The following is a 20,444-nucleotide window of genomic DNA, read 5'->3' as shown; positions in this document are numbered from 1 at the left end:
CTGGACACCCGCCGTACGTGCGGGTAACTTCAAGGGTGAGCGGGCGCTTAGTATGTCCGGCGCCCCGCCTTCGCACGTACCGCGCGGACCGGCCCGCACCGGCCGCCGAGGGGCGGACCGGCACCGGCCGCCGAAGGAGGGTGGCGTCAGTGCGCCGTACCGTTTACAACGAGGACCACGAGGCGTTCCGCGAGACGATCCGCGCCTTCATCGAGGCCGAGGTCGTGCCGCGGCACGAGGAGTGGGTGGCCGCCGGGCAGGCGCCGCGCGATTTCTACTACAAGCTCGGCGAGCTGGGCATCTTCGGTATCGAGGTGCCCGAGGAGTACGGCGGGGCCGGCGAGGAGTCCTTCAAGTTCCAGGCGATCCTCTCCGAGGAGACCGCCCGCGCGGGCGTCTCGCTCGGCGGCAGCGGCGTGCACGTCGCGCTGTGTCTGCCCTACCTCAAGGCGTACGCCACCGAGGAGCAGAAGAAGCGCTGGCTGCCGGACTTCGTCTCGGGCCGCGCCATGTTCGCCATCGCGATGACCGAGCCCGGCACCGGCTCGGACCTCGCGGGCATGAAGACGACCGCGAAGCTCTCCGCGGACGGCACGCACTACGTCCTCAACGGCGCCAAGACCTTCATCACCGGCGGCGTCCACGCCGACCGCGTCATCGTCTGCGCCCGCACCGCGCCGCCGAAGGAGGACGACCGCCGCTTCGGCATCTCGCTGCTCGTCGTCGACACGAAGTCCGAGGGCTACGCGGTCGGCCGCAAGCTCGACAAGCTCGGCCTCAAGACGTCCGACACCGCCGAGCTGTCCTTCACGGATGTGAAGGTGCCGGTCGCGGACCTCCTCGGCGAGGAGAACAAGGGCTTCGCGTACCTCGGCCAGAACCTCCCGCAGGAGCGCCTCGGCATCGCCGTCGGCGCCTACGCGCAGGCCGCCGCCGCCGTCCGCTTCGCACAGCAGTACGTGCAGGACCGCACCGTCTTCGGCAAGCCCGTCGCCGCGTTCCAGAACACGAAGTTCGAGCTGGCCGCCTGCAAGGCCGAGGTCGATGCCGCCGAGGCCGTCTGCGACCGCGCGCTCGAAGCGCACGACAAGGGCGAGCTGACCGCCGCCGAGGCCGCGTCCGCGAAGCTCTTCTGCACCGAGGTCGCCTCCCGCGTCATCGACCGCTGCCTCCAGTTGCACGGCGGTTACGGCTACATGAACGAGTATCCGATCGCCCGCCTCTACGCGGACAACCGCGTCAACCGCATCTACGGTGGCACGAGCGAGGTCATGAAGATGATCATCGCGAAGAGCATGGGGCTGTGAGCCGGTCCGGGACGAGGGCCGCGCACGCGTGCGCGACCGGGGAGCACAGGGAGTACGCCGTATGAGCGAGGCACTCGACGACCTCCTCGACCTGCTCGATCTGGAGCGGATCGAGGTGGACATCTTCCGGGGCCAGTCCAGGCCCACCCTCGTCCCGCGCGTCTTCGGCGGGCAGGTCGCGGCCCAGGCGCTCGTCGCCGCGGGCCGCACCGTGCCCGCCGACCGGTACGCGCACTCGCTGCACGCGTACTTCCTCGTCGCGGGCGACCCCGGCGCGCCCATCGTCTACCGCGTGGACCGCATCAGGGACGGCCGCTCCTTCACGACCCGGCGCGTCGTCGCGATCCAGCACGGCCAGCCGATCTTCCACCTCTCGTGCTCCTTCCAGATGTACGAGGAGGGGCTCGACCACCAGGCGCCGATGCCGCCCGCGCCCGACCCCGAGTCGCTGCCGAGCGCGCCCGAGGCGCTGCCCCGGTACACCGAGGCGGTCGGCGGCCCCGAGGTCGTGCGCAAGCTGCTCGAAGCCCGCGAGGCGGTCGACCTGCGGTACGTGGACGCGCCCCCGTACGCGACCGCCGGGCAGCCGCGCGAGCCGCGCTCGCAGGTGTGGTTCCGCACCAACGGCAAACTCGCGGGGGACGACCCGCTCCTGCACGTCTGCCTCGCGACGTACGTCTCGGACATGACGCTGCTCGACTCCGTCCTCCTCGCGCACGGGCGCGGCGGCTGGGTCACGGGCGACATCGTCGGCGCGAGCCTCGACCACGCGATGTGGTTCCACCGGCCCTTCCGCGCCGACGAGTGGCTCCTGTACGACCAGGAGTCCCCCTCGTCCTCGGGCGGCCGGGGCCTGGGCCAGGCGCGCATCTACACGCAGGACGGGCGGCTCGCCATATCGGTGATCCAGGAGGGGCTGATGCGGGTGCCGCGCGAGCGGTGACGCGCCCGGATCCTCCGGTACGGGCCCGGCGGGGCGTGTCCGCCGGGCCCGTACCCGTACCGCTGGGCATACTGCGCCGCTATGAGCAGCAGTGATCCCGTACAGCGGTCCGCGACGACGCCCGACCCCGGTGGCGGGAGCGGTGAGAACGGCGAGAGCACCTTCACCGTCCTCGTCGCCGCCGGGGCCAACCTCGGGATCGCCGCCGCGAAGCTCCTCGCCGGGCTCGTCAGCGGCTCCTCGGCGATGCTCTCGGAGGCCGCCCACTCGCTCGCGGACACCGTCACCGAGCTGCTGCTCCTGCTCGCCCTGCGGCGCAGCGCCAAGCCCGCCGACGAGGACCACCCGCTCGGCCACGGGCACGAGCGCTACATCTGGGCGCTCCTCGCCTCCGTCGCGACGTTCGTCGGCGGCGCGGTCTTCTCCGTCTACGACGGCGTCCACACGCTCACGCACGGCGAGACCCTCGGCAACCCCCTCCTGTCGTACGTCGTCCTGGCGATCGCCTTCGTCCTGGAGGGCTACTCCCTGCGGACGGGGCTCAAGCAGATGGCGGGGGAGGCGCGCGCCGCGCGGACGACCTTCCGCAAGCACCTGCGGTGGACGAGCGACACGACCGTCAAGGCCGTCGTCTTCGAGGACTCGGCGGCGCTCGCGGGCCTCGTCCTCGCCGCGGGCGGCATCGCGCTCGCGCACGCGACGGGCGACGGGACCTGGGACGGGATCGCCTCGCTCCTCATCGGCGTGCTCCTCGTCTGGGTCGCGTGGGTGCTCGGCCGCTCGAACGCGGAACTGCTCACCGGGCGCCCCCTCCCGCCCGCCGAGCGCGCGGCGATCCGCGCCGAACTCCTCGCGACGGAGCACGTCGAAGCCGTCCTCGACCTCGTGACGCTCGTGCAGGGCCCCGACGAGGCCCTGGTCGCCGCCAAGATCGACTTCCGCGACGCGTCGACGGCGGCGCAGGTCGAGTGGAGCTGCGAACGCGCCGAACGCCGCATCCGCGAGCGCTTCCCCCGCGTGACCCGGGTCTACCTCGATCCCACGCCGGGAGCGGGCCAGCGGCGCCGCGAGGGGCTGAACCCCTGGGGGGACGCGGGCCGTTGAGCGGCGCGCGGGCGCCCTTGTGGCTGTACGGGGCATGTACGTCACCAGGCATGACGCCCCCGCGACCGGGCACGCGGCCCGCAACACACCAGGGCCGAGACCGCTCGCGCCCACGGCACAAGGAGCCCCCCATGGTCGTCCTCGGCATTGTCGGCGTATGCGTCGTTCTTCTCGTCCTCGCCTTCCTCGTCCCCCGGTTCTCGCACAAGCCGCAGCGCGGCACCCAGCGCACGCTGGGCCTCGGCTCGCGCGCCGGTTCCAAGGCGCCCGGCATTCTCGGCCGGCTCTTCAGCAAGCCCTTCAGCAGCAGCTCCAAGGCGGTCGGGCACAGCGGCTCGGCGGGCCGCAAGGCACGCGGTCACATGCCGTTCTGACCGGGACGGCGACTCACGACCCCCGGCGGGGCGCGGGCACGCGGGGCAGCAGCTCCCACAGGGGGCGCGCCCCGCTCGCCCATGTCCCCAGCAGCTCCCGGTCCACGAGGTGCATCCGCAGGGCCCCGGCCAGCTCGGGGCACTTGCCGCTGAAACGGCCGTTGGTGACGACGAGGACGACGTCGGCGCCGTGGAGCTGACGGGCCGTGCCGTTGACGCGCTGGAGGTCCGGGGTGCCGACGGCGGGCCCGGCCGCCCCGTCCCTGCGGTGCTTGCACTGCACGAGCCACCTGCGGCCGTACGGGTCCGTCGCGAGCACGTCGGCACCGCGGTCGTTCGCCCCGCCGACCTGCTCCGCGTCCGCGCAGCCGTCGCGGCGCAGCAGGTCCCGCACGGCGTACTCGAACTGCCGGTGGTCCAGCGCGTCGAGCGTCCCGAGCCCCAGGCGCAAGGCCCGTTGCCGCGCCTGCTCCCACCGCGCCCGCTCGGCCCGGCGCCGCAGCGCGAGCCCCCACACGGCCGCCCCGGCGAGCGCGAGCCCGAGCGGCAGCCACCAGTGCGTGGCGAGCCAGCGGAGGAGGGCGAGGAGGAGGAAGAGGCCGAGGACGGCGAGACCGGCGAGGCCGAGGGCGTCATCGCGACGGAGCGGGCGGCGGGCGGGAGAGCCACGGCGTGCGGCGGAGCGGTGCGTCCCGGGGCGGCGGCGCGTGGGGGAGTGGCGGCGGGCGGGCGTGCGGCGGCGCGTGGGTGAGCGGCGGGTCACCGGGCGCACCGGACCCGGCGCGAGCACGCCTCCCGTGCGCGTACGGACACCGGAGTCCGCCCCCGCTCCCGCGCGGCGCCCCCGCGCGCCCGCCCCTCCGTGCCGTCCCGCCGGACGTGTCTGCCGCTCCGGACCACGCGGACCCCCCTTCGACGTCCCGCATGACTACCCGCGCCCGCGAGCGACGACACCTCGTGAGGGAGGCATCGCACAGGGTCATCCGCAGGAGGTGCGGAGAAGGCCGCCGCCTCCTTCCGCGCTCCCGTGCGGGCCGTGCCGCGATCGCCCCGGACCTCGGCATACGCTGGGCGGATGCCCGCCGAGTCCCCCTCGTCCCCCTCCGCGCCCACCCCGCTCGCCGCGTTCCTCCGCGCCCGCCGGGCGCTCGTCCGGCCCGAGGACGTCGGGCTCACCGGTTCGGCGCGGCGGCGGCTGCCGGGGCTCAGGCGGGAGGAGGTGGCCGCGCTCGCGGGGATCTCGGCCGCGTACTACCTCCGGCTCGAACGCGGGCGCGACCGGCACCCCTCGCCCGAGGTCGCCGACGCCCTCGCCGACGTGCTGCGGCTCGACGCCGACGCGCGCGCCCACCTGCGCGCCCTCGCGCTCGGCCGCCCGCGGCACCCGGCCCCGCACGCCCCCGAGACGGTCCCCGAACCGGTCCGCCGCCTCGTCCTCTCGCGCCGGGACACCCCGGCGTACGTACAGGGCCGCTACCACGACGTCCTCGTCGCCAACCCGCTCGCCACGGCGCTCTCCCCGAGCTACCGGCCGGGCGTCAACCTCCTGCGTGCGGTCTTCGTGGACGAGACCCCGCGCCCGCTCTACGAGGACTGGGAGTCCGTGATCGCCGCCCTGGTGGCCTCCCTGCGGGTGCGGGACGACCCGGGACTCGCCCCGCTGGTGGCCGAACTACGGGAGAAGAGCGCCGACTTCAGGAGGCTGTGGGCCCGCCACGACGTGAGCCCGCGCACGGCGGGCCGCACCCGGCTGCTCCACCCGGACCTCGGCCCGCTCGACCTCGCGTACGAGAAGCTGACGGTGCTGCCCGACGAGGGGCAGGTGCTCGTCGTCTACCACGCCGAGCGCGGCAGCCGCACCGCCGGGCTGCTCGCCTCGCTGGGGGAGCGGCTCGGATGACCCCCTCCCTCGCCGCTTTCCTCCGCGCCCGCCGCGACGCCCTCACCCCCCGGGCGGCGGGGCTGACGCCGGCCCCCGGCCCGCGCCGCGTGCCCGGGCTGCGCCGCGAGGAGCTGGCCGACCTCGCGGGCATCAGCCACGACTACTACACACGCCTCGAACAGGGCCGCGACCGGCGCCCGTCCCCCGAGATCCTGGACGCCCTGGCCCGCGCCCTCCGCCTGGACGCCCCCACGACCCGCCACCTCCACCACCTGGCGGGCCACCTCCCCCGGCCCGAGCCCGCGTGCACCGAACTGCCCGCCGGGCTCGCGGAGTTGCTGACGGTGTGGCGGGACATCCCGGCGGTCGTCCAGACCGCGACCCTCGACGTCCTCGCCGCCACCCCGCCCGCCACCGCCCTGGCCCCCTTCTACCGTCCCGGCGCCAACCTCCTGCGCGCGGCCTTCCTGACCCCCGAGGTGCACCGCCTCTACGCCGACGCGCCCACCCTCGTGGCCCGCGCGGTCGCCACCCTCCGGGCCCAGGCCGACCACACGCCCGACGACCCCCGCGTGCTCGCCCTGCGCGACGAACTCCTCTCCCGGTCGGCCGGCTTCCGCGCGATGTGGCAGCGCTACGAGGTCAACCCCCCACCCGTCGGTGAACTCACCCTCACCCACCCCGTCGTCGGCCCCCTCACGCTCACCTACCAGCGCTTCGCCGTCCCGGCCCATCCCGGCATCCTCCTCGTCGTCCACTCGGCGGAACCGGGCTCCCCCTCGGAACGGGCCCTCGACCGGCTGCTCGCGGACACGGGGACGCCCACGCCTCCCGGGCGGGCATGACCGCCGCGCCCCCCGCATCCCGGGGGACACCAGGGCCTCCGCCGCCTCCGGCCGGAGTGCGCTCGGCGCCGGGAGCCCTCGGTGCCGGGAGCCCTCGGCGCGGGGAGCCCTCGGCGAGAGCACCGGCCCGGACCGTGTCAGTGCCTCCTGACAGCATCACCGTCGTGACCGAGACCGATGAACTCCTGCGCCGCGTCGCCGCCAGGGCTCTCTCGGAGAGCCCGCACCTCCCCGCGCCCGTCCCCGAGGCCCGGCTCGCGGAGGCCGAGGGGCGGCTCGGGTTCCCGCTGCATCCCCTGCTCGCGCGGCTGTACCGCGAGGTCGCGGACGGCGGCTTCGGCCCGGATTACCGCCTGCTGCCCCTGCTCGGCCCGGACGAGAACGTCGTCGGCGAGTACCTGGCACGGCGCGAGGAGCCGGGCGAGCACCCGATGTGGCCCGAGGGGGTCGTGCCGGTCCTGACCTGGGGCTGCGCCATGTACGCGGCCGTCGACTGCTTCGACGAAAACGGGCAGGTCCTCCTCTTCGAGCCGAACGCCTACGCCGGGGGACCGTGGGACGGCTGCTGGTTCCACGACTCCGGGAGCCTCGCGGCCTGGCTGGGGACGTGGCTCGCGGGGACCGGCTGGTACGAGGAGGACGCGCGGGACGGGGACGGGGACGGGGCGGCCGAGCCGCGGGCGTGGGATCGGGCGGCGAGCCGGCTGTCGGCCGAGGCGTAACGCGGACGCCCACCCGGCTCCTTCACCAACGCCCGCGCCATCGGGGCGCCTTGGTCGCCGAGTCCGAGGAGACCGACGCCCGTGCCGCTCACGCCGCGATCAGCTCCCCGGCGAGCTCCCACAGCCGGTCCGCGTTCGCCGCGTCCAGCGCGTACGGGGCCACGCCGCCCGAGCCGACCGGTCCCGCCTGCTCCACGACCGGGGACTCGCCGCAGTCCTCGAAGTAGCGTCCGCCGACGCCGTCCAGGAGCGGCGAGGCAGCGAGCAGCACGCTCGTCGCCGCGCCCTGGGGCACCGTCTTGCGCAGGGGCTCGGGGGTGCGCAGACCGCCCGTGTGCTGCTGGAGGTTGGTCGCGATCGCCCCGGGGTTCAGCGCGTTCGCGCGGATGCCCTCGCCCGCCCACCGCCGGTCCGCGCCGACCGCGAGCAGGACGTCCGCCGTCTTCGACTGCGCGTACGCCGCCCACGGATCGTAGGGGCGGAAGCGGAAGTCCACGTCGTCGAAGACCACCGGGGACATGAGGTGCGCCAGCGAGCTGACCGAGACGATCCGTGCCCCGCCCGCCGCCGCGAGCGCCGGGTACAGGCCCGTCGTGAGCGCGAAGTGCCCCACGAAGTTCGTCCCGAACTGCGCCTCCCGCCCCTCCGGAGTCCGTCGCAGCTCCGGGAGGGCCATGATCCCCGCGTTGTTCACCAGGATGTGCAGCGGTCCCGTGAAACCGGCCGTGAACTCCCGTACGGAGGCCAGGTCCGCCAGGTCCAGCGGCGCCGCCGAGACCGCCGCGTTCCCCGTCGTGCGCGTGATCTCCGCCGCCGCCTCGGCCGCCGCTCGCGGCCTGCGCGCCGCCAGCACGACCTCGGCGCCCGCCGCCGCGAGCGCCCGCGCCGTCTCCGTGCCGAGCCCGGAGGTCGCGCCCGTCACGACGGCCCGCCTGCCCGCCAGCGAGACGCCCTCGAGCACGTCGTCGGTGGTGGACGAGAAGCCGAAAGGTGTGGTCAACATGATGGTATTTCCTCGCAGTTGGTGAAGTGGTGACCCGGAGGCGCGCCGGGTCGGTCAGGAGACCGCCGCCGCCGACAGCTCCCACAGCCGCCCGGCGGCCTCCGCGTCGCGCGCCCAGGCCGCGACGCCGAACGGCTCCGGCTCCCCGGCCGCCCGCGCCGGATCGAGCACGGGGGCCTCCTGGCAGTTCTGCAAGTAGGCGCCCGTCACGCCGTCCAGGAGCGGTGAGGCCACGGCGAGCACGGACGTCGCCGCGCCCTGCTCCGCGCTGCGCCACGGGTACGCCTCGTAGACCGCGCGCGCCCGTGCGTCCATGTCGTCCCCGAACGCGTGGCGCTGGAGCGGGGACTTGATGCCGCCCGGCATCACCGCGTGCGCCGTGATCCCGTCCGCCGCCCAGCGCTTGCCCGCCTCGACGGCGAAGAGCGCGTCGGCGGTCTTCGACTGGCCGTAGGCGGTGAAGGGGTCGTACGGGCGGTGCGCGAAGTTGATGTCGTCGAAGACGACGGGGGAGGCGAAGTGGCCCGTGGACGAGAGCGCCGCGACGCGCGCGCCCCCGGCCGCCGCGAGCGCGGGCCGCAGGCCGGTCGCGAGCGCGAAGTGCCCGAGGTGGTTCGTCGCGAACTGGCGCTCCCAGCCCTCCGGCGTGAGGTCGAGCGCGGGGAGCGCCATGATGCCCGCGTTGTTCACGAGCATGTGCAGCGGGCCCTCCCAGGCGGCGACGAAGGCGCGCACCGAGGCCGGGTCGCTGAGGTCGAGCGGGGCGGCCGTCACGGCCTCGTTCCCCGTCCCCGCCGTGATCCGCGCCGCGACCTCGCGCGCCGTGCCGAGACCGCGCGCCGCGAGCACGACCCGCGCGCCGGCCCGGGCGAGCGCGTGGGCCGTCGCGGCGCCGACCCCGGAGGAGCCGCCCGTGACGAGGGCGGTGCGACCGTGCAGGTCCACCCCGGCGAGGACGTCGTCGGCGGTGGAATCGCGGTCGAAGGGGGTGGTCGGGAGAGACATGCGCACGTCCTCGCGGAAGTCGGGTGGCTTGCCACTCCACCGTGCGACGGACGCGGGCGGGCTGCCAGTGCTCCCCCGAGAGGGGTAGTACGGGGGCCAGGCTCGGAATACGCCCCCTGCCCCGGCCGGTCACTCGCGCGGGCGCTGATCCAGGTCCGTCAGCTCCTGCGCGAAGGTGAGGTGGAGCGGCTCGGGCCCCACGTACCGCTGGCACGGGCAGTCCCGCGCCTCGTACCGCTCCGGCTTCTCGTCCGCGTCCCAGGCCACGGCGGTGCGCACCAGCTCGTGGCAGCGGCCCCCCGTGTCGTGTGTCGCGAGGTGGTGCCCGCAGCCGCACACCGGCTCCGGCGGTCGCCCGGCGTCCACCCGCGCCCGCTCGGCCCGCTCCTTCGCCTCCGTGAGTTCGAGCCTGCGCTGGTGACGCGTCCGCAGCGCCCTGCGCGCCCGCTCACCGATCCCGCCGCCCCCGAAGACCACCACGAAGAACAGCACCCACAACCACGTACTCACGTGCCCAACCCCCGTCCGGCATGAATGACCCGAGTCTACGCGCGCAGCACGGGGAGGGGAGGGGCGCGAGCGGGCCGACGGGCGCGGGGCTGTGGGGGTGCGGTGCGCCTCCCGGTCCGCCCGGCCCCGCCCCCTGCTCCGGCGGCCTTCCGCGACGGCCTCCCGCGACGGCCTTCCGCGAGGACCCGCGCGGCGATGACCGGGTCCTCGCCGAGGCGGCCCGCATGATGGCTCTCTCCCTCACGACGCCGCCGAGGGCCGAGGACACGAGCGAGGAGCCGAGCACATGAGCAGCAGCAGCCCTGTCCACTGGGGGTACGCCTTCGTCGACCGCCCCCGCGCGGGCGCCGACCGCGACCGGGCCTTCTGGGCCGCCGTGACCGGTACGGAGATCTCCGAGGCGCGCGGCGAGGACGGCGAGTTCGTCACCTTCCTGCCGCCCGAGCCCTACGACGCCGTGCTCAAGCACCAGTCGCTGCGCGAGGGCCGGGGCGGTACGCACCTCGACCTCGGTGTCGACGACGTCGAGGGCTTCGCGCGCCACGCGGCCGGCCTCGGCGCCCTCACGGAGCACGAGGAGCCCGGCCTCGTCGTGCTCCGCAGCCCGGCCGGGCTCGGCTTCTGCGTCGTCCACGACGACGGGCTCAACGTCCCCCCGCCGAGCTTCGGCGGCGCGCGCCTCGACCAGGTGACGCTGGACATCGGCCCCTCGGCGTACGACGAGGAGGTGGCCTTCTGGACCCGCATGACCGGCTGGGAGGCGGAGCCGACGAACCAGCCCGAGTACCAGCACCTGCGCACGGCCCGGGACTTCCCCTTCCGTATCCTCGCCCAGCGCCTCGCGGCGGACCGCGAGCCCGGCGCGCACATCGACTTCGCGACCGCCGATCGCGAGGCGGCCCGCGCGCGCCACGAACTCGCGGGTGCCACGTACGTGCGGGAGGGCGCGGAGTGGCACGTGATGCGGGACACGGCCGGTATCGAGTACTGCCTGACCGACCGCTCGCCGGAGCAGTGAGGGGCGAACGGCGCACTCGCGGTGGCGGGTTGTTGCCGCACGGCCGGTGCACCCCCCCGCATAGGCTCTCCCCATGGTCTCAGCTGTGCAGAACGTGGCGATCGACTGCGGCGACGCGTACGCGCTCGCGTGCTTCTGGAGCGAGGTGACGGGCCGCCCGCTCGACCCGGACTGCGCCCCGGGCGACCGCGAGACGGCGGTGCTCCTCGCGGAGGGGCCGATGCTGTACTTCAACCAGGTGCCGGAGCCCAAGACGGGCAAGAACCGCGTCCACCTGTGCCTGCGCCCGGACACCACCCGCGACGCGGAGGTGGACCGCCTGCTCGCCCTCGGCGCCGCCTTCCTCGCCGACCACCGCGAGCCGGACGGCTCGGGCTGGGTGATCCTGACGGACCCGGAGGGCAACGAGCTGTGCGTGCTGCGGGGGGACGCGGAACGGTCGGACTGAGCCCGGCGCGGCACGACGGCGGAGTGCGGGGGCCCACGGGGTTGCGGACACGCGGGCCCCCGCCGGGTGCGTCGAAGACCGGTATCGCCCCGCCGCGTGCGCCGAAAACCCGTACCTCCCCCGTCGCACGCCCTGTTACTCTCCCCGCGACCCAGGGCATGCCCGCTCTCTCCGTGGAGCCGACTGCCGTAAGGCCGGTGCGTCCGCGCCGGTCCTGCGCCGACCGGCAGGAGAGTGTCGTGACGACCGTCCGTCCAGCAATTCCGCGCGCCGGTACCGCACTCGGCGCCGCCACCGCGTGCTACGCGCTCGCCATGTCCGTGTTCGGCACCACGACGAGCCTCTTCCTCGCCGACGAGGCGGGCGCCGGGCCCGGCCGGGTCGGGCTGTACTTCGTCCTGTGCGCGGTCGTCTCCGTGGGGCTCGGGCTCACGGTGGGGCGGTGGTCGGACCGGCTCGCCGACCGCAGGAGCGTCCTGGTCCTCGCGGCGCTCGCCGGGGTCGCCGGAGCGGGCGGCTTCGCTCTCGTACGGGAGTACGCGCTCGTGTGCGCGACCGGCGCCCTCCTCGGCGGCCTGGCCAACACGTATGCCTCGCAAGTCTTCGCTTACGCACGGGAGTTGTCGGAGCTGACGGGGCGCTCCCTCGCGCGCGGGACCGCCGCCGTGCGGGCCGTGTTCTCGGCCGGGTGGGTGCTCGGGCCGCCCGCCGGACTCCTCCTGCTCGCGCGGACGGGCTTCGGGACGCTGTACGCGAGCCTCGCGGCGCTCCTCCTGCTCGCGGCGTTGCTCGCCCGCCTGGTGCTGCCCCGCGTGCCGCGCACGAAGACGCCGCCCGCGAAGTTGCGCCACGTGCTCGCCCAAGTGCCGCGCCGCACCTGGCTGTTGCTCGGCGCCGCGACGGCCGTCAACGTCGCCGACCAGATGTACCTCATCGCTCTCGCCCCGTACGTGACGCGTGAACTCGGCCTGAGCCCCGCGCTCGTCGGGGTGCTCGCGGGGACGTGCGCGGCGCTGGAGATCCCGCTGCTGATCGGGGTGGGGCGGCTTGCCGCACGGCTCGGCGAGGAACGGCTCGCGCGGGCCGCCGCCGTGCTCGCGGTGGCGTTCTTCTCGCTCGTGCCGTTCGCCGCATCGGGCCCGTCCCTGCTGCTCCTCCAGGTACCCAACGCCCTGTGGACGGCCGTGCTCGTGAGCCTGCCCATGGTGCTCGTGCAGCGCGAGGTCCCCGGCGGCGCGGGCACGGCCGCGGCGCTCTTCTCGGCGACTTTCCCCGTCGCCCAGCTGATCTCCGGCGCTCTCACCGGCCTCGTCGCCGCCGGGACCGGCTACGGGGGCACCTTCTGGTGCGGCGCGGCGCTCTGCGCGCTCGCCTGTGTGCTCCTCCGGGCGCGGCGCGCGGCGTGAGCGGCCGGGCCGGGACCGGCTGGAGGGGCCCGGTACCGGGCCCCTCCAGCCGGTCCGGCGCGGGCCCCTGCCCCTGCGGGCGGCTACCGCGTGCGTTCCTCGCCGGAGGGCTCCACCGCCGTGGACGGCGCGAGTGCCGCCGTCGGCTCGAAGTCCTCCGAGGGGCCGAAGACGATGTCCAGGACGTGGCTCATGCGGACGTCGAAGGTGTGGGTGCCGGGGGTGACGAGCTGTTCGGGCCTGTCGTACTTCCAGCCGTTGTTCACCCCCTGGTAGTGGCGGTGGTGGATGAGGTCGTTCTTCTCCGCGTTCGAGCCGGCGACGCTGTGGACGCGCCACTGCGTGGACCGCCAGTCGACGATGCCGGGCAGGACCGCCCACTTGACGGTGGTCGTGCCCTTCGCGCGGTGCCGGTAGTCGGTGAAGCGGCGCTGGCGCGCGGGGTCCATGGGCTCCGCCGTCGCCTTGGCGATCCAGCGACCGTCGAACATCACCGCCCCGGCCGCCGACTCCTCCGCGTGGTCGAAGACCGAGCGCGCGTCGTCGCACAGGACCAGCTCGTCGATGTCCACGCTGACGACCCCGGCCGCCCGCGAGAGGTAGCGGAACCGCCCGTGCTCCAGGAGCCCGTACTGGCAGTAGTCCGAGTCCCAGACCTCGTTCGGGCCGCAGTTGGGGCCCCAGGGGTAGCGCCAGTCCACGACGACGGCCGTCGTGATCCCCTCCACCGCGGCGATCGCGTCGGCCACGTCCTGCGGGGTGTAGCGCGTCGAGTTGTTGTCGTAGAACACGACACCCGTGACGCCGTGCACGAGGTGGTAGTACTGGAGGAAGTCCTGGATCCAGACGAGGTCGTTGTCCTGGGACTTCGTGATGAGCGTCCGCTGTCCCGCGAAGAGCGCGGACTCGTCGGGCGCGATGTCCGCGCTGAAGCGCTCGTCGCCGAGCCCGAGGGTCAGGCGTTCTCCCGGAGCCGCGTCCCTGATCCGGGAGCGCTGGGTCCTGCCCCAGTCGGAGAGCGAGACGGACGCGGCGACGTCCGTGCCGTCCACCCGCCAGTCGGCCTTCTCCAGCGGCTCCTTGAGGTTGTTGAGCGGCGGCCCCGAGAGCCACACGTCCTCGCCGAGCCGAAACGCGTCGTAGAACAGCGTCCGGCTGTCGAACTTCTCCAGGTAGTCCGGCTGCTGGTCCTCCGGCTTGCGCGGCGGCACCCGGCGCAGCGGCGAGTCCTCGGGGAGCGTGATCCCCGAGGGCCGTACGACCTTCACGGTCTTCTGCTCCGGCTGCCCCACCGAACGCCGTACGTCCCAGGCCGCGCGCGCCTCGCGCAGCGGCCGGAGGAACTCGTCGAGCGTGCGCGCGCCCGGGGGGCGGGCGCGCTCCGTCTCCAGGCGGGTGAGGCGCCGGTCGAGCGCCGCGAGGTCGGCGGGCGGCGGGGAGGTCGCCCCCGTGCCGTGCGCCGGTCCGGTTCCGGTCTCGCCGAAGGCTCCAGTGGTCACGTTCGCTCCTGTTCCGGAGAGCGCCCCTCCCGGCCCGGTGTGCGGTGCGCACCGGAAGGAGGGCGCGGAGAGGGTCGGGTCGTGCGGTCCCACTGATATCGCCGCCCGGCGCGCGGGGCACGGCGGGCGGGCGGGAGGAGGGCCGTTCGGGGGAACCGGGCGGGTCGGGCGGGTGATGTCCCGGGCGGGTGCGGCGCGGGTCCGCCGGGGGTACGGGGTGCTCCCCTACGCGGCCGGGGCGGCGAGCCCGCGCGCCGTCCGGGTCTCGCCCGTGACCCGTACGAGCCCTTCCTTGACCGCCTCCGGGAGTGTCAGCGTGCCCTCGCCCAGGGCGCGGCACGTGTCGGCGCTCATGTGGAGGCGCGCGTCGGGGGCCTCGGCGGGGCCCTCGGCGTAGGGCGGGTGGTCGCCGGGGGTGTGGGGGCGGAGGTGGAAGAGGCCCTCGGGGAGTTCGACCTCGATGACGGCGGGGGCCGGGAGGGTCGCGGCGAGCGGCGTGAGGAGGGGGAGCGCGAGCCAGTGCGCGCGGACCGCGTCGGTGGGGCGGCGGCTCGTGAGGTCGGGGGCGCCCCAGGCCGCGAGCGCGGTGAGCACGGGCAGCAGCTCGCGGCCCCGGGCGGTCAGCTCGTAGACCGAGGCGGACGAGGGGGCCGGGAGCCTGCGGCGGCTCGCGAGCCCGTCGCGCTCCATGTCGCGCAGCCGGGTCGCGAGCATGTCGGTGCTCACGCCGGGGAGGTCGGCGAGCAGATCGGTGTAGCGGCGCGGGCCCGCGAGCAGTTCCCGTACCACCAGCAGGCTCCAGCGGTCGCCGACCGAGTCGAGGGCGCGCGAGACCGCGCAGTACTGGTCGTAGCTCCGGCGGCGGGGCGGGGACTGCCGGGTCTGCGTCTGTCGGGTCTGCGTCTGACGTGGCATGAGTCGCAGTCTAGACACAGGGTTGGACTTTCCAAGTGCCCGCTTGGTAAAACCAAGCATCACAGTTTCCGTGGAGGCATCGATGGAGTTCCGGCAGTCGAACAAGCTGAACGGGGTCTGCTACGAGATCCGGGGCCCGGTGATCGAGCAGGCGAACGCGCTGGAGGAGGCGGGCCACAGTGTGCTGCGGCTCAACACGGGGAATCCCGCGCTCTTCGGCTTCGAGGCGCCGGAGGAGATCGTCCAGGACATGATCCGGATGCTCCCGCAGGCCCACGGCTACACCGACTCGCGCGGCGTCCTCTCCGCGCGGCGCGCGGTCGCGCAGCGGTACCAGGCGCTCGGCGTGGAGGGCGTGACCGTCGACGACGTGTGGCTCGGCAACGGGGTCTCCGAACTCATCACGATGGCCGTGCAGGCGCTCGTCGAGGACGGCGACGAAGTCCTCGTGCCCGCACCGGACTTCCCCTTGTGGACCGCCGTCGTCACCCTCTCGGGCGGCAAGGCCGTGCACTACGTGTGCGACGAGTCCGCCGAGTGGAACCCGGACCTCGCCGACATGGAGTCCCGGATCACGGACCGCACCAAGGCGATCGTCCTCATCAACCCCAACAACCCGACGGGGGCGGTGTATCCGAAGGAGATCGTCGAGGGCGTGCTCGACCTCGCGCGGCGGCACGGGCTGATGATCCTCGCCGACGAGATCTACGACCAGATCCTCTACGACGACGAAGTACACCACAGCGCCGCCGCGTTGGGTCCCGACGTGGTCGTCCTCACCTTCAGCGGGCTCTCCAAGACGTACCGCGTCGCCGGGTTCCGCTCCGGGTGGCTCGTCGTGAGCGGGCCCCGGCAGCACGCGCGGGACTACCTGGAGGGGCTCCAGATGCTCGCCTCGATGCGGCTCTGCGCCAACGCGCCCGCGCAGTACGCGATCCAGGCGGCCCTCGGCGGGCGGCAGTCCATCCGTGAACTCACCGCGCCCGGCGGGCGGTTGCGCGAGCAGCGGGACCGGGCCTGCGAGAAGCTGAACGAGATTCCGGGGGTGAGCTGCGTCAAGCCGAAGGGGGCGCTGTACGCCTTCCCGCGGATCGACCCCGCCGTGCACCCGATCGTGGACGACGAGCGGTTCGTCCTGGACCTGTTGCTGCGGGAGAAGATCCAGGTGGTGCAGGGGACGGGGTTCAACTGGGCCCGGCCCGACCACTTCCGCATCCTGACGTTGCCGTACGCGGACGATCTGGAGTCGGCGATCGGGCGGATCGGGCGGTTCCTGGCGGGGTACCGGCAGGCGGTCTGAGCGGGGGGCCGGGGGCCGGCCTGTGAGCGGGGGCGGGGGCTCGGCCTCGCGGGGCTCCGCCCCGGGCCCCGCTCCTCAAGCGCCGGAGGGGCTGGATTTCATGGCCCGGATCTGGGGGCGTCCGGATCGCGGCGTGTCTCGCGGTGCTCCGCCCCGGGCCCCGCTCCTCAAGCGCCGGAGGGGCTGGATCACGGGCCGGTTGTCCCGGCCGGGGCCATTCCCGTTTTCAGGCCCGCTCCGCACAGCGGCACCACCGCTTCCGTGTCGCCCAGCGCCCCCTCCCGGACCGCCGCCCAGCACGCCACCCCCGTCGCCTCCACGTACAGGCCCCGCTTCGCCAAGTCCGCCTGGGCCGGGGCGATCGCGGATTCGGGGACCGTGTGGAAGGCCCCGCCCGTCGCCCGTACCGCCGCGAGGATCTGCCGGGCGCGGGGCGGGCGGGGGATCGCGATGCCCTCCGCGAGGGTCGGGGCCGCCGGGGTGTCGCCGCCGAGGTCGTCCAGGCCCTCGCGCCACGCCCGCGCCAGCGGCGACACCGCTTCGGCCTGCACGGCGTGCAGGGCGGGGCGGTGCGGGATCAGGCCCGCCCCGTACAACTCCTCGACCGCCAGGGCCGCGCCGAGGAGCAGGGTGCCGTTCCCCACCGGCACCACGAGCGCCTCGGGGAGCCTGCCGCCGAGCTGGTCCCACAGTTCGTGCGCGTACGTCTTCGTGCCCTGCGTGAAGTACGGGTGGAAGACGTGGCTCGCGTAGAAGACCCCGGGCTCGTCCGCCGCCGCGCGGGCCGCCCGCGCCGTCGCCTCGCGGTCGCCGGGGACGCGGACGACGCGGGCGCCGTGCGCGGCGATCTGCTCCGTCTTCTTCGGTGACGTCGACTCCGGTACGTACACCGTGCACCGCAGTCCCGCGCGGGCGCAGTAGGCCGCCACCGACGTCCCCGCGTTGCCGCTGCTGTCCGCCAGGACCTCGCGCGCGCCGAGGCGCTGGGCGAGGCCGACGAGGAGGACCGCGCCCCGGTCCTTGAACGAGAGCGTCGGCATGAGGAAGTCCAGCTTCGCGGAGACCCGTTCGGTGAGCGGTACGAGCGGGCTGCCGCCCTCGCCGAGCGAGATCCCGGGCGCCGCCGGCGGCAGGATGTCCGCGTACCGCCACAGCGAGGTCGCGGGCCCGGCGGGGGGCTCGGGCACGGGGTGGAAGTCGAGGTCCAGCGGGCCCGCGCACGCGGGGCAGCACCAGGCCGGGTCCGCGAGCGGGACACGGGTGCCGTCGCGGGGGCAGAGGCGGTCGGGCAGGGCGGCGGAGGACGGCGCGGCGGAGGTCATGGGAGTGAGCCTAGGAGCGGACGGGCCCCACGCTGTGTGAGGGGGCAACTTCCGGGCGCGGGTTTTCCGGTGGCCTTTAGCGGACAGGAAGTCCCTGCGCAAAGCCGCTTCATCACATCGGGTGAAACTTTGGCCTCCGCTTGCGGGCGACAACTTTCGGTTGTCACGCTGTGGCCGTCTGTCAACCTGAGGAGTGGCTTGTGACTTTCGGTGAGCAGCCGGCGTATCTGCGTGTCGCGGGTGATCTCCGGCAGAAGATCGTCGACGGTTCGCTCCCGCCGCACACCCGGTTGCCCTCGCAGGCGCGTATCCGCAAGGAGTACGGCGTCTCGGACACCGTGGCCCTGGAGGCACGCAAGGTGCTGATGGCCGAGGGGCTCGTGGAGGGGCGATCGGGCTCGGGGACCTACGTGCGCGAGCGCCTGGAACCCCGGCGGATCGCCCGCTCGGGCTTCCGCGCCCCGGCCGGCGCCTCGACCGCCTTCCGGCAGGAGCAGGCCGCGGAGGGGGCGCAGGGGTCCTGGGACGCGAACAGCGCGCAGGAGCCCGCGCCCGACGACATCGCGGAGCGGCTCGGCGTCGCGGCGGGCGAGCGCCTCATGCGCACCCGCTACGTCTTCCGCGAGTCCGGGCGGCCCATGATGCTCTCCACCTCCTGGGAGCCGCTCTCCCTCACGGGACGGACCCCCGTCATGCTGCCGGAGGAGGGACCGCTCGGCGGCTGCGGCGTCGTCGAGCGCATGGCGGCGATCGAGACCGTCGTCGACAACGTGGTCGAGGAGGTCGGCGCGCGCCCCGGGCTCGCCGAGGAACTGGTCCTGCTCGGCGGGGTCCCGGGACACGTCGTCATCGTCATCTCCCGTACGTACTACGCCTCCCAGCGCGCCGTGGAGACCGCCGACCTCGTCGTCCCCGCCGACCGCTACCGACTCGCCTACCATCTCCCGGTCCGCTAGGCTGCCTCGCCCCCCGCGAGACAAGTGGCAGCGCCGGGGGGCGCGTTGGGCGTGTGCGCCCCCGTGCGACCCCCCGCTTCCCGGCGCCGGACGGCCGGTTCGTCCCCTCGTATCGTGCCAAGTCGCATGCGGTGCGTAAAGGCGAGGGGTAGGGTCGGGCATATGCGAAACGGAGTTTCCACGGGGGGCGTCGCCAGGGTGGGACGCCAGGTCCGCAGGGCCGGCACGGCCGATCCCGTCGCCTCGCTGCCCTGGCAATTGATACGGCGTGACAACGGCGAAGAGGACAGCTACCGCGTCGCCAGCTACGCCACCCGCGCCGAGGCCGAACGCCGCGCCGACGTCCTCAACGCCCGTGTCCCCGCGCCCCGCGCGCTCTACGTCGTCGAGCACGCCGACGACCGCCCCCGCCCCGAAGGCGTGATCGGCGCCCTGGACGAGGACCCGCTCCGCTAGGGGCTGGCCTCTAGAGTCGTTCACCGGACGGACGGTGCCGACAGGGGCGCGGACCGGCGAGGAGGAGCGCGAGCGGTGCTGATCGACACGGTGGCCTGGGTGCGCGTCGAGGACGGGCGCGTCCTGTGCGCCCGGCCACGCGGCAAGGACGTCTTCTACGTGCCGGGCGGCAAGCGCGAGCCCGGCGAGAGCGACGTCGACGTCCTCCTGCGGGAGGCGGAGGAGGAGCTGACCGTACGGCTCGACGCCGCGAGCGCGCGCCACCTCGGCACGTACGAGGCCGAAGTGCCGGAGTCGCCGGGGACGCGGGTGCGGATGAGCTGCTGGACGGCCGAGCACAGCGGGGACATCGCGCCGAGCAGCGAGATCGAGGAGATCGCCTGGTTCACGCTCGCCGACCGCGCCGAGGTCCCGCCCGTCGACCGCCTCCTCTTCGACGAACTCGCGCGGTGGGGACTGCTCGACTGAGGGCCGCCCCCACGGGTGTTCCGCCGAGGCCCGCCCCGCGGGCTCCCGGCCGACGCTCCGCGGGTCTGCGGCCGACGCCCCGCGCAACCGTGGTCACCACCCCGCAAGCCCACCGCGCCGGGCCCTCCTCCCCACCTTCCTCCCCGTCCACCGGGCGGGCTCCCCGTGCTGCGCCATTCGTGCCAACCCGCCGGGAAGTACGCGCGATTCCGTCTGAAAAGCGCGGCTTGGGGCTATTGATGGCGCAAGGGATTCTCCGCCAAGGGTCTTCTACGGTCTTTCTGGGGAAGTGATCGTCTTGATCGACACCGAGGGCGTGTGCGCCGAGTGGACCTTTCCGGCTGAGCCCGGGGTGGCGCGCAGGGCCAGGGACCTGACCCGCGAGCGCCTCACCGACTGGGGCCTCGCCGCGATGACCGACGTGACGATTCTCGTCGTCAGCGAACTCGTCACCAACTCCCTCAGATACGCCCACGGCCCCATCGGCCTGCGCCTCTCGCGCCGCAGGGACAGCCTCTTCGTCGAGGTCTCGGACCCGGTCACGCAGGGCCCGCGCGAACGCAGACCCCACCACGACGAGGAACGCGGGCGCGGCATCCGGCTGCTCAGCAGACAGTCGCGGAACTGGGGAACGAGCGTGGACCCCGCGCGCACCGGCAAGACGGTGTGGTGCGAGCTTCCCATCCCGGTCGTCTGACCCCGTACGACGCCCTCGCGCGGCCCCCGCGCCGCACCCACCCCGCCTGAACCCCCGTACGAATTCCGCGCATTCGTCGCTTCCGTACGGCGCGAAAACGGCGGTACGGGAGTTGCGTGTGCGCCCCTGTGCCCCCGCACGCCTCCTTGCTTGCCGCCGCGCGCGCCTGTTCGCGCTCCTGTGCGACCCGCGCGAATCACGCCGTGCGCGCGCCCGCCGTCGTGCCCTCCTCCGCGCGCGCCGGGACGGCTGTGCGACGCGGGT

At 74.4% G+C, this 20,444-nt stretch carries 22 protein-coding genes; 15 read left to right on the top strand and 7 right to left on the bottom strand.

The annotated features are described in order from the left end of the window. Nucleotides 1–149 precede the first annotated feature (149 nt). From STTU_RS10540 to STTU_RS10525, 4 genes are all read left to right on the top strand, one after another. Nucleotides 150–1,307, top strand: a complete 1,158-nt coding sequence (locus tag STTU_RS10540) for an acyl-CoA dehydrogenase family protein (RefSeq protein ID WP_007822545.1) — start codon at nt 150–152, stop codon at nt 1,305–1,307. 61 nt (nt 1,308–1,368) lie between these two features. Further along, nucleotides 1,369–2,250, top strand: coding sequence for an acyl-CoA thioesterase (locus STTU_RS10535; RefSeq protein ID WP_043254773.1), 882 nt, complete (start codon nt 1,369–1,371; stop codon nt 2,248–2,250). A gap of 81 nt (nt 2,251–2,331) precedes the next feature. After that, nucleotides 2,332–3,354, top strand: a complete 1,023-nt coding sequence (locus tag STTU_RS10530) for a cation diffusion facilitator family transporter (protein ID WP_007822540.1) — start codon at nt 2,332–2,334, stop codon at nt 3,352–3,354. A gap of 131 nt (nt 3,355–3,485) precedes the next feature. After that, complete coding sequence (locus STTU_RS10525) at nt 3,486–3,728, top strand: DUF6411 family protein (RefSeq protein WP_007822538.1); 243 nt, start codon at nt 3,486–3,488, stop codon at nt 3,726–3,728. Between the two features lie 13 nt (nt 3,729–3,741). Here the strand turns inward: STTU_RS10525 and STTU_RS10520 are convergent, their stop codons facing one another. Then, the gene (locus STTU_RS10520) at nt 3,742–4,491 is read right to left on the bottom strand and encodes a restriction endonuclease (RefSeq protein WP_078519085.1); all 750 of its coding nucleotides are present in this window, start codon (nt 4,489–4,491) and stop codon (nt 3,742–3,744) included. Between the two features lie 312 nt (nt 4,492–4,803). On the opposite strand from STTU_RS10520, the gene STTU_RS10515 reads away from it, so the two are divergent. The 3 genes from STTU_RS10515 to STTU_RS10505 all read left to right on the top strand — a co-directional run bounded on the left by STTU_RS10515 (nt 4,804) and on the right by STTU_RS10505 (nt 7,177). Beyond that, complete coding sequence (locus STTU_RS10515; protein WP_007822534.1) at nt 4,804–5,628, top strand: helix-turn-helix domain-containing protein; 825 nt, start codon at nt 4,804–4,806, stop codon at nt 5,626–5,628. Continuing rightward, on the top strand, nt 5,625–6,455 hold the full coding sequence (locus tag STTU_RS10510; RefSeq protein WP_078518958.1) for a helix-turn-helix domain-containing protein: 831 nt from the start codon (nt 5,625–5,627) through the stop codon (nt 6,453–6,455). Before STTU_RS10515 ends, STTU_RS10510 begins: the two co-directional genes overlap by 4 nt. 140 nt (nt 6,456–6,595) lie before the next feature. Further along, entirely contained in the window at nt 6,596–7,177 is a 582-nt protein-coding gene (locus tag STTU_RS10505) for an SMI1/KNR4 family protein (RefSeq protein ID WP_007822530.1), read from the top strand. A gap of 88 nt (nt 7,178–7,265) precedes the next feature. On the opposite strand, the gene STTU_RS10500 is transcribed toward STTU_RS10505, so the two are convergent. The 3 genes from STTU_RS10500 to STTU_RS10490 all read right to left on the bottom strand — a co-directional run bounded on the left by STTU_RS10500 (nt 7,266) and on the right by STTU_RS10490 (nt 9,695). Beyond that, nucleotides 7,266–8,180 carry an SDR family NAD(P)-dependent oxidoreductase gene (locus STTU_RS10500; RefSeq protein ID WP_007822529.1) on the bottom strand — a complete coding sequence of 305 codons (915 nt, stop codon included), beginning with the start codon at nt 8,178–8,180 and terminating at the stop codon, nt 7,266–7,268. Between the two features lie 54 nt (nt 8,181–8,234). Continuing rightward, complete coding sequence (locus STTU_RS10495; protein WP_043254771.1) at nt 8,235–9,185, bottom strand: SDR family NAD(P)-dependent oxidoreductase; 951 nt, start codon at nt 9,183–9,185, stop codon at nt 8,235–8,237. Nucleotides 9,186–9,314: 129 nt separating this feature from the next. Further along, nucleotides 9,315–9,695, bottom strand: coding sequence for a hypothetical protein (locus STTU_RS10490; protein ID WP_007822526.1), 381 nt, complete (start codon nt 9,693–9,695; stop codon nt 9,315–9,317). 286 nt (nt 9,696–9,981) lie between these two features. On the opposite strand from STTU_RS10490, the gene STTU_RS10485 reads away from it, so the two are divergent. From STTU_RS10485 to STTU_RS10475, 3 genes are all read left to right on the top strand, one after another. Next, a complete protein-coding gene (locus STTU_RS10485) occupies nt 9,982–10,713 on the top strand; it encodes a VOC family protein (RefSeq protein WP_043254768.1) in 732 nt (243 codons plus the stop codon). Between the two features lie 73 nt (nt 10,714–10,786). Then, nucleotides 10,787–11,161 carry a VOC family protein gene (locus tag STTU_RS10480; protein ID WP_199785011.1) on the top strand — a complete coding sequence of 125 codons (375 nt, stop codon included), beginning with the start codon at nt 10,787–10,789 and terminating at the stop codon, nt 11,159–11,161. 239 nt (nt 11,162–11,400) lie between these two features. Next, a complete protein-coding gene (locus STTU_RS10475; protein ID WP_007822518.1) occupies nt 11,401–12,567 on the top strand; it encodes an MFS transporter in 1,167 nt (388 codons plus the stop codon). Between the two features lie 83 nt (nt 12,568–12,650). Here STTU_RS10475 and STTU_RS10470 read toward each other — a convergent pair whose 3' ends face one another. Beyond that, nucleotides 12,651–14,066 carry a hypothetical protein gene (locus STTU_RS10470; RefSeq protein WP_007822509.1) on the bottom strand — a complete coding sequence of 472 codons (1,416 nt, stop codon included), beginning with the start codon at nt 14,064–14,066 and terminating at the stop codon, nt 12,651–12,653. A 225-nt stretch (nt 14,067–14,291) separates the two neighbouring features. Continuing rightward, nucleotides 14,292–14,981, bottom strand: coding sequence for a winged helix-turn-helix transcriptional regulator (locus tag STTU_RS10465; protein WP_007822508.1), 690 nt, complete (start codon nt 14,979–14,981; stop codon nt 14,292–14,294). Nucleotides 14,982–15,063: 82 nt separating this feature from the next. Between STTU_RS10465 and STTU_RS10460 the strand changes: the two genes are divergently transcribed. Continuing rightward, a complete protein-coding gene (locus STTU_RS10460; protein WP_007822507.1) occupies nt 15,064–16,281 on the top strand; it encodes a pyridoxal phosphate-dependent aminotransferase in 1,218 nt (405 codons plus the stop codon). A 188-nt stretch (nt 16,282–16,469) separates the two neighbouring features. Here the strand turns inward: STTU_RS10460 and STTU_RS10455 are convergent, their stop codons facing one another. Then, a complete protein-coding gene (locus tag STTU_RS10455) occupies nt 16,470–17,603 on the bottom strand; it encodes a threonine synthase (protein ID WP_007822506.1) in 1,134 nt (377 codons plus the stop codon). Between the two features lie 200 nt (nt 17,604–17,803). Between STTU_RS10455 and STTU_RS10450 the strand changes: the two genes are divergently transcribed. The 4 genes from STTU_RS10450 to STTU_RS10435 all read left to right on the top strand — a co-directional run bounded on the left by STTU_RS10450 (nt 17,804) and on the right by STTU_RS10435 (nt 20,180). Continuing rightward, on the top strand, nt 17,804–18,559 hold the full coding sequence (locus STTU_RS10450; protein ID WP_007822505.1) for a GntR family transcriptional regulator: 756 nt from the start codon (nt 17,804–17,806) through the stop codon (nt 18,557–18,559). A gap of 162 nt (nt 18,560–18,721) precedes the next feature. Beyond that, nucleotides 18,722–19,015 (top strand): hypothetical protein, encoded by a 294-nt coding sequence (locus STTU_RS10445; protein ID WP_234019204.1) that lies wholly within the window; start codon nt 18,722–18,724, stop codon nt 19,013–19,015. A 75-nt stretch (nt 19,016–19,090) separates the two neighbouring features. Continuing rightward, nucleotides 19,091–19,483, top strand: a complete 393-nt coding sequence (locus tag STTU_RS10440; RefSeq protein ID WP_007822504.1) for an NUDIX hydrolase — start codon at nt 19,091–19,093, stop codon at nt 19,481–19,483. A 289-nt stretch (nt 19,484–19,772) separates the two neighbouring features. Further along, on the top strand, nt 19,773–20,180 hold the full coding sequence (locus tag STTU_RS10435; protein ID WP_043254764.1) for an ATP-binding protein: 408 nt from the start codon (nt 19,773–19,775) through the stop codon (nt 20,178–20,180). Nucleotides 20,181–20,444 lie beyond the last annotated feature (264 nt).

Origin of the sequence: Streptomyces sp. Tu6071 (genome assembly GCF_000213055.1) — a bacterium.
GTDB lineage: Bacteria > Actinomycetota > Actinomycetes > Streptomycetales > Streptomycetaceae > Streptomyces > Streptomyces evansiae.
Note: the sequence above shows the minus strand (reverse complement) of the source record. Positions and strands in the feature narration are given on the sequence as shown.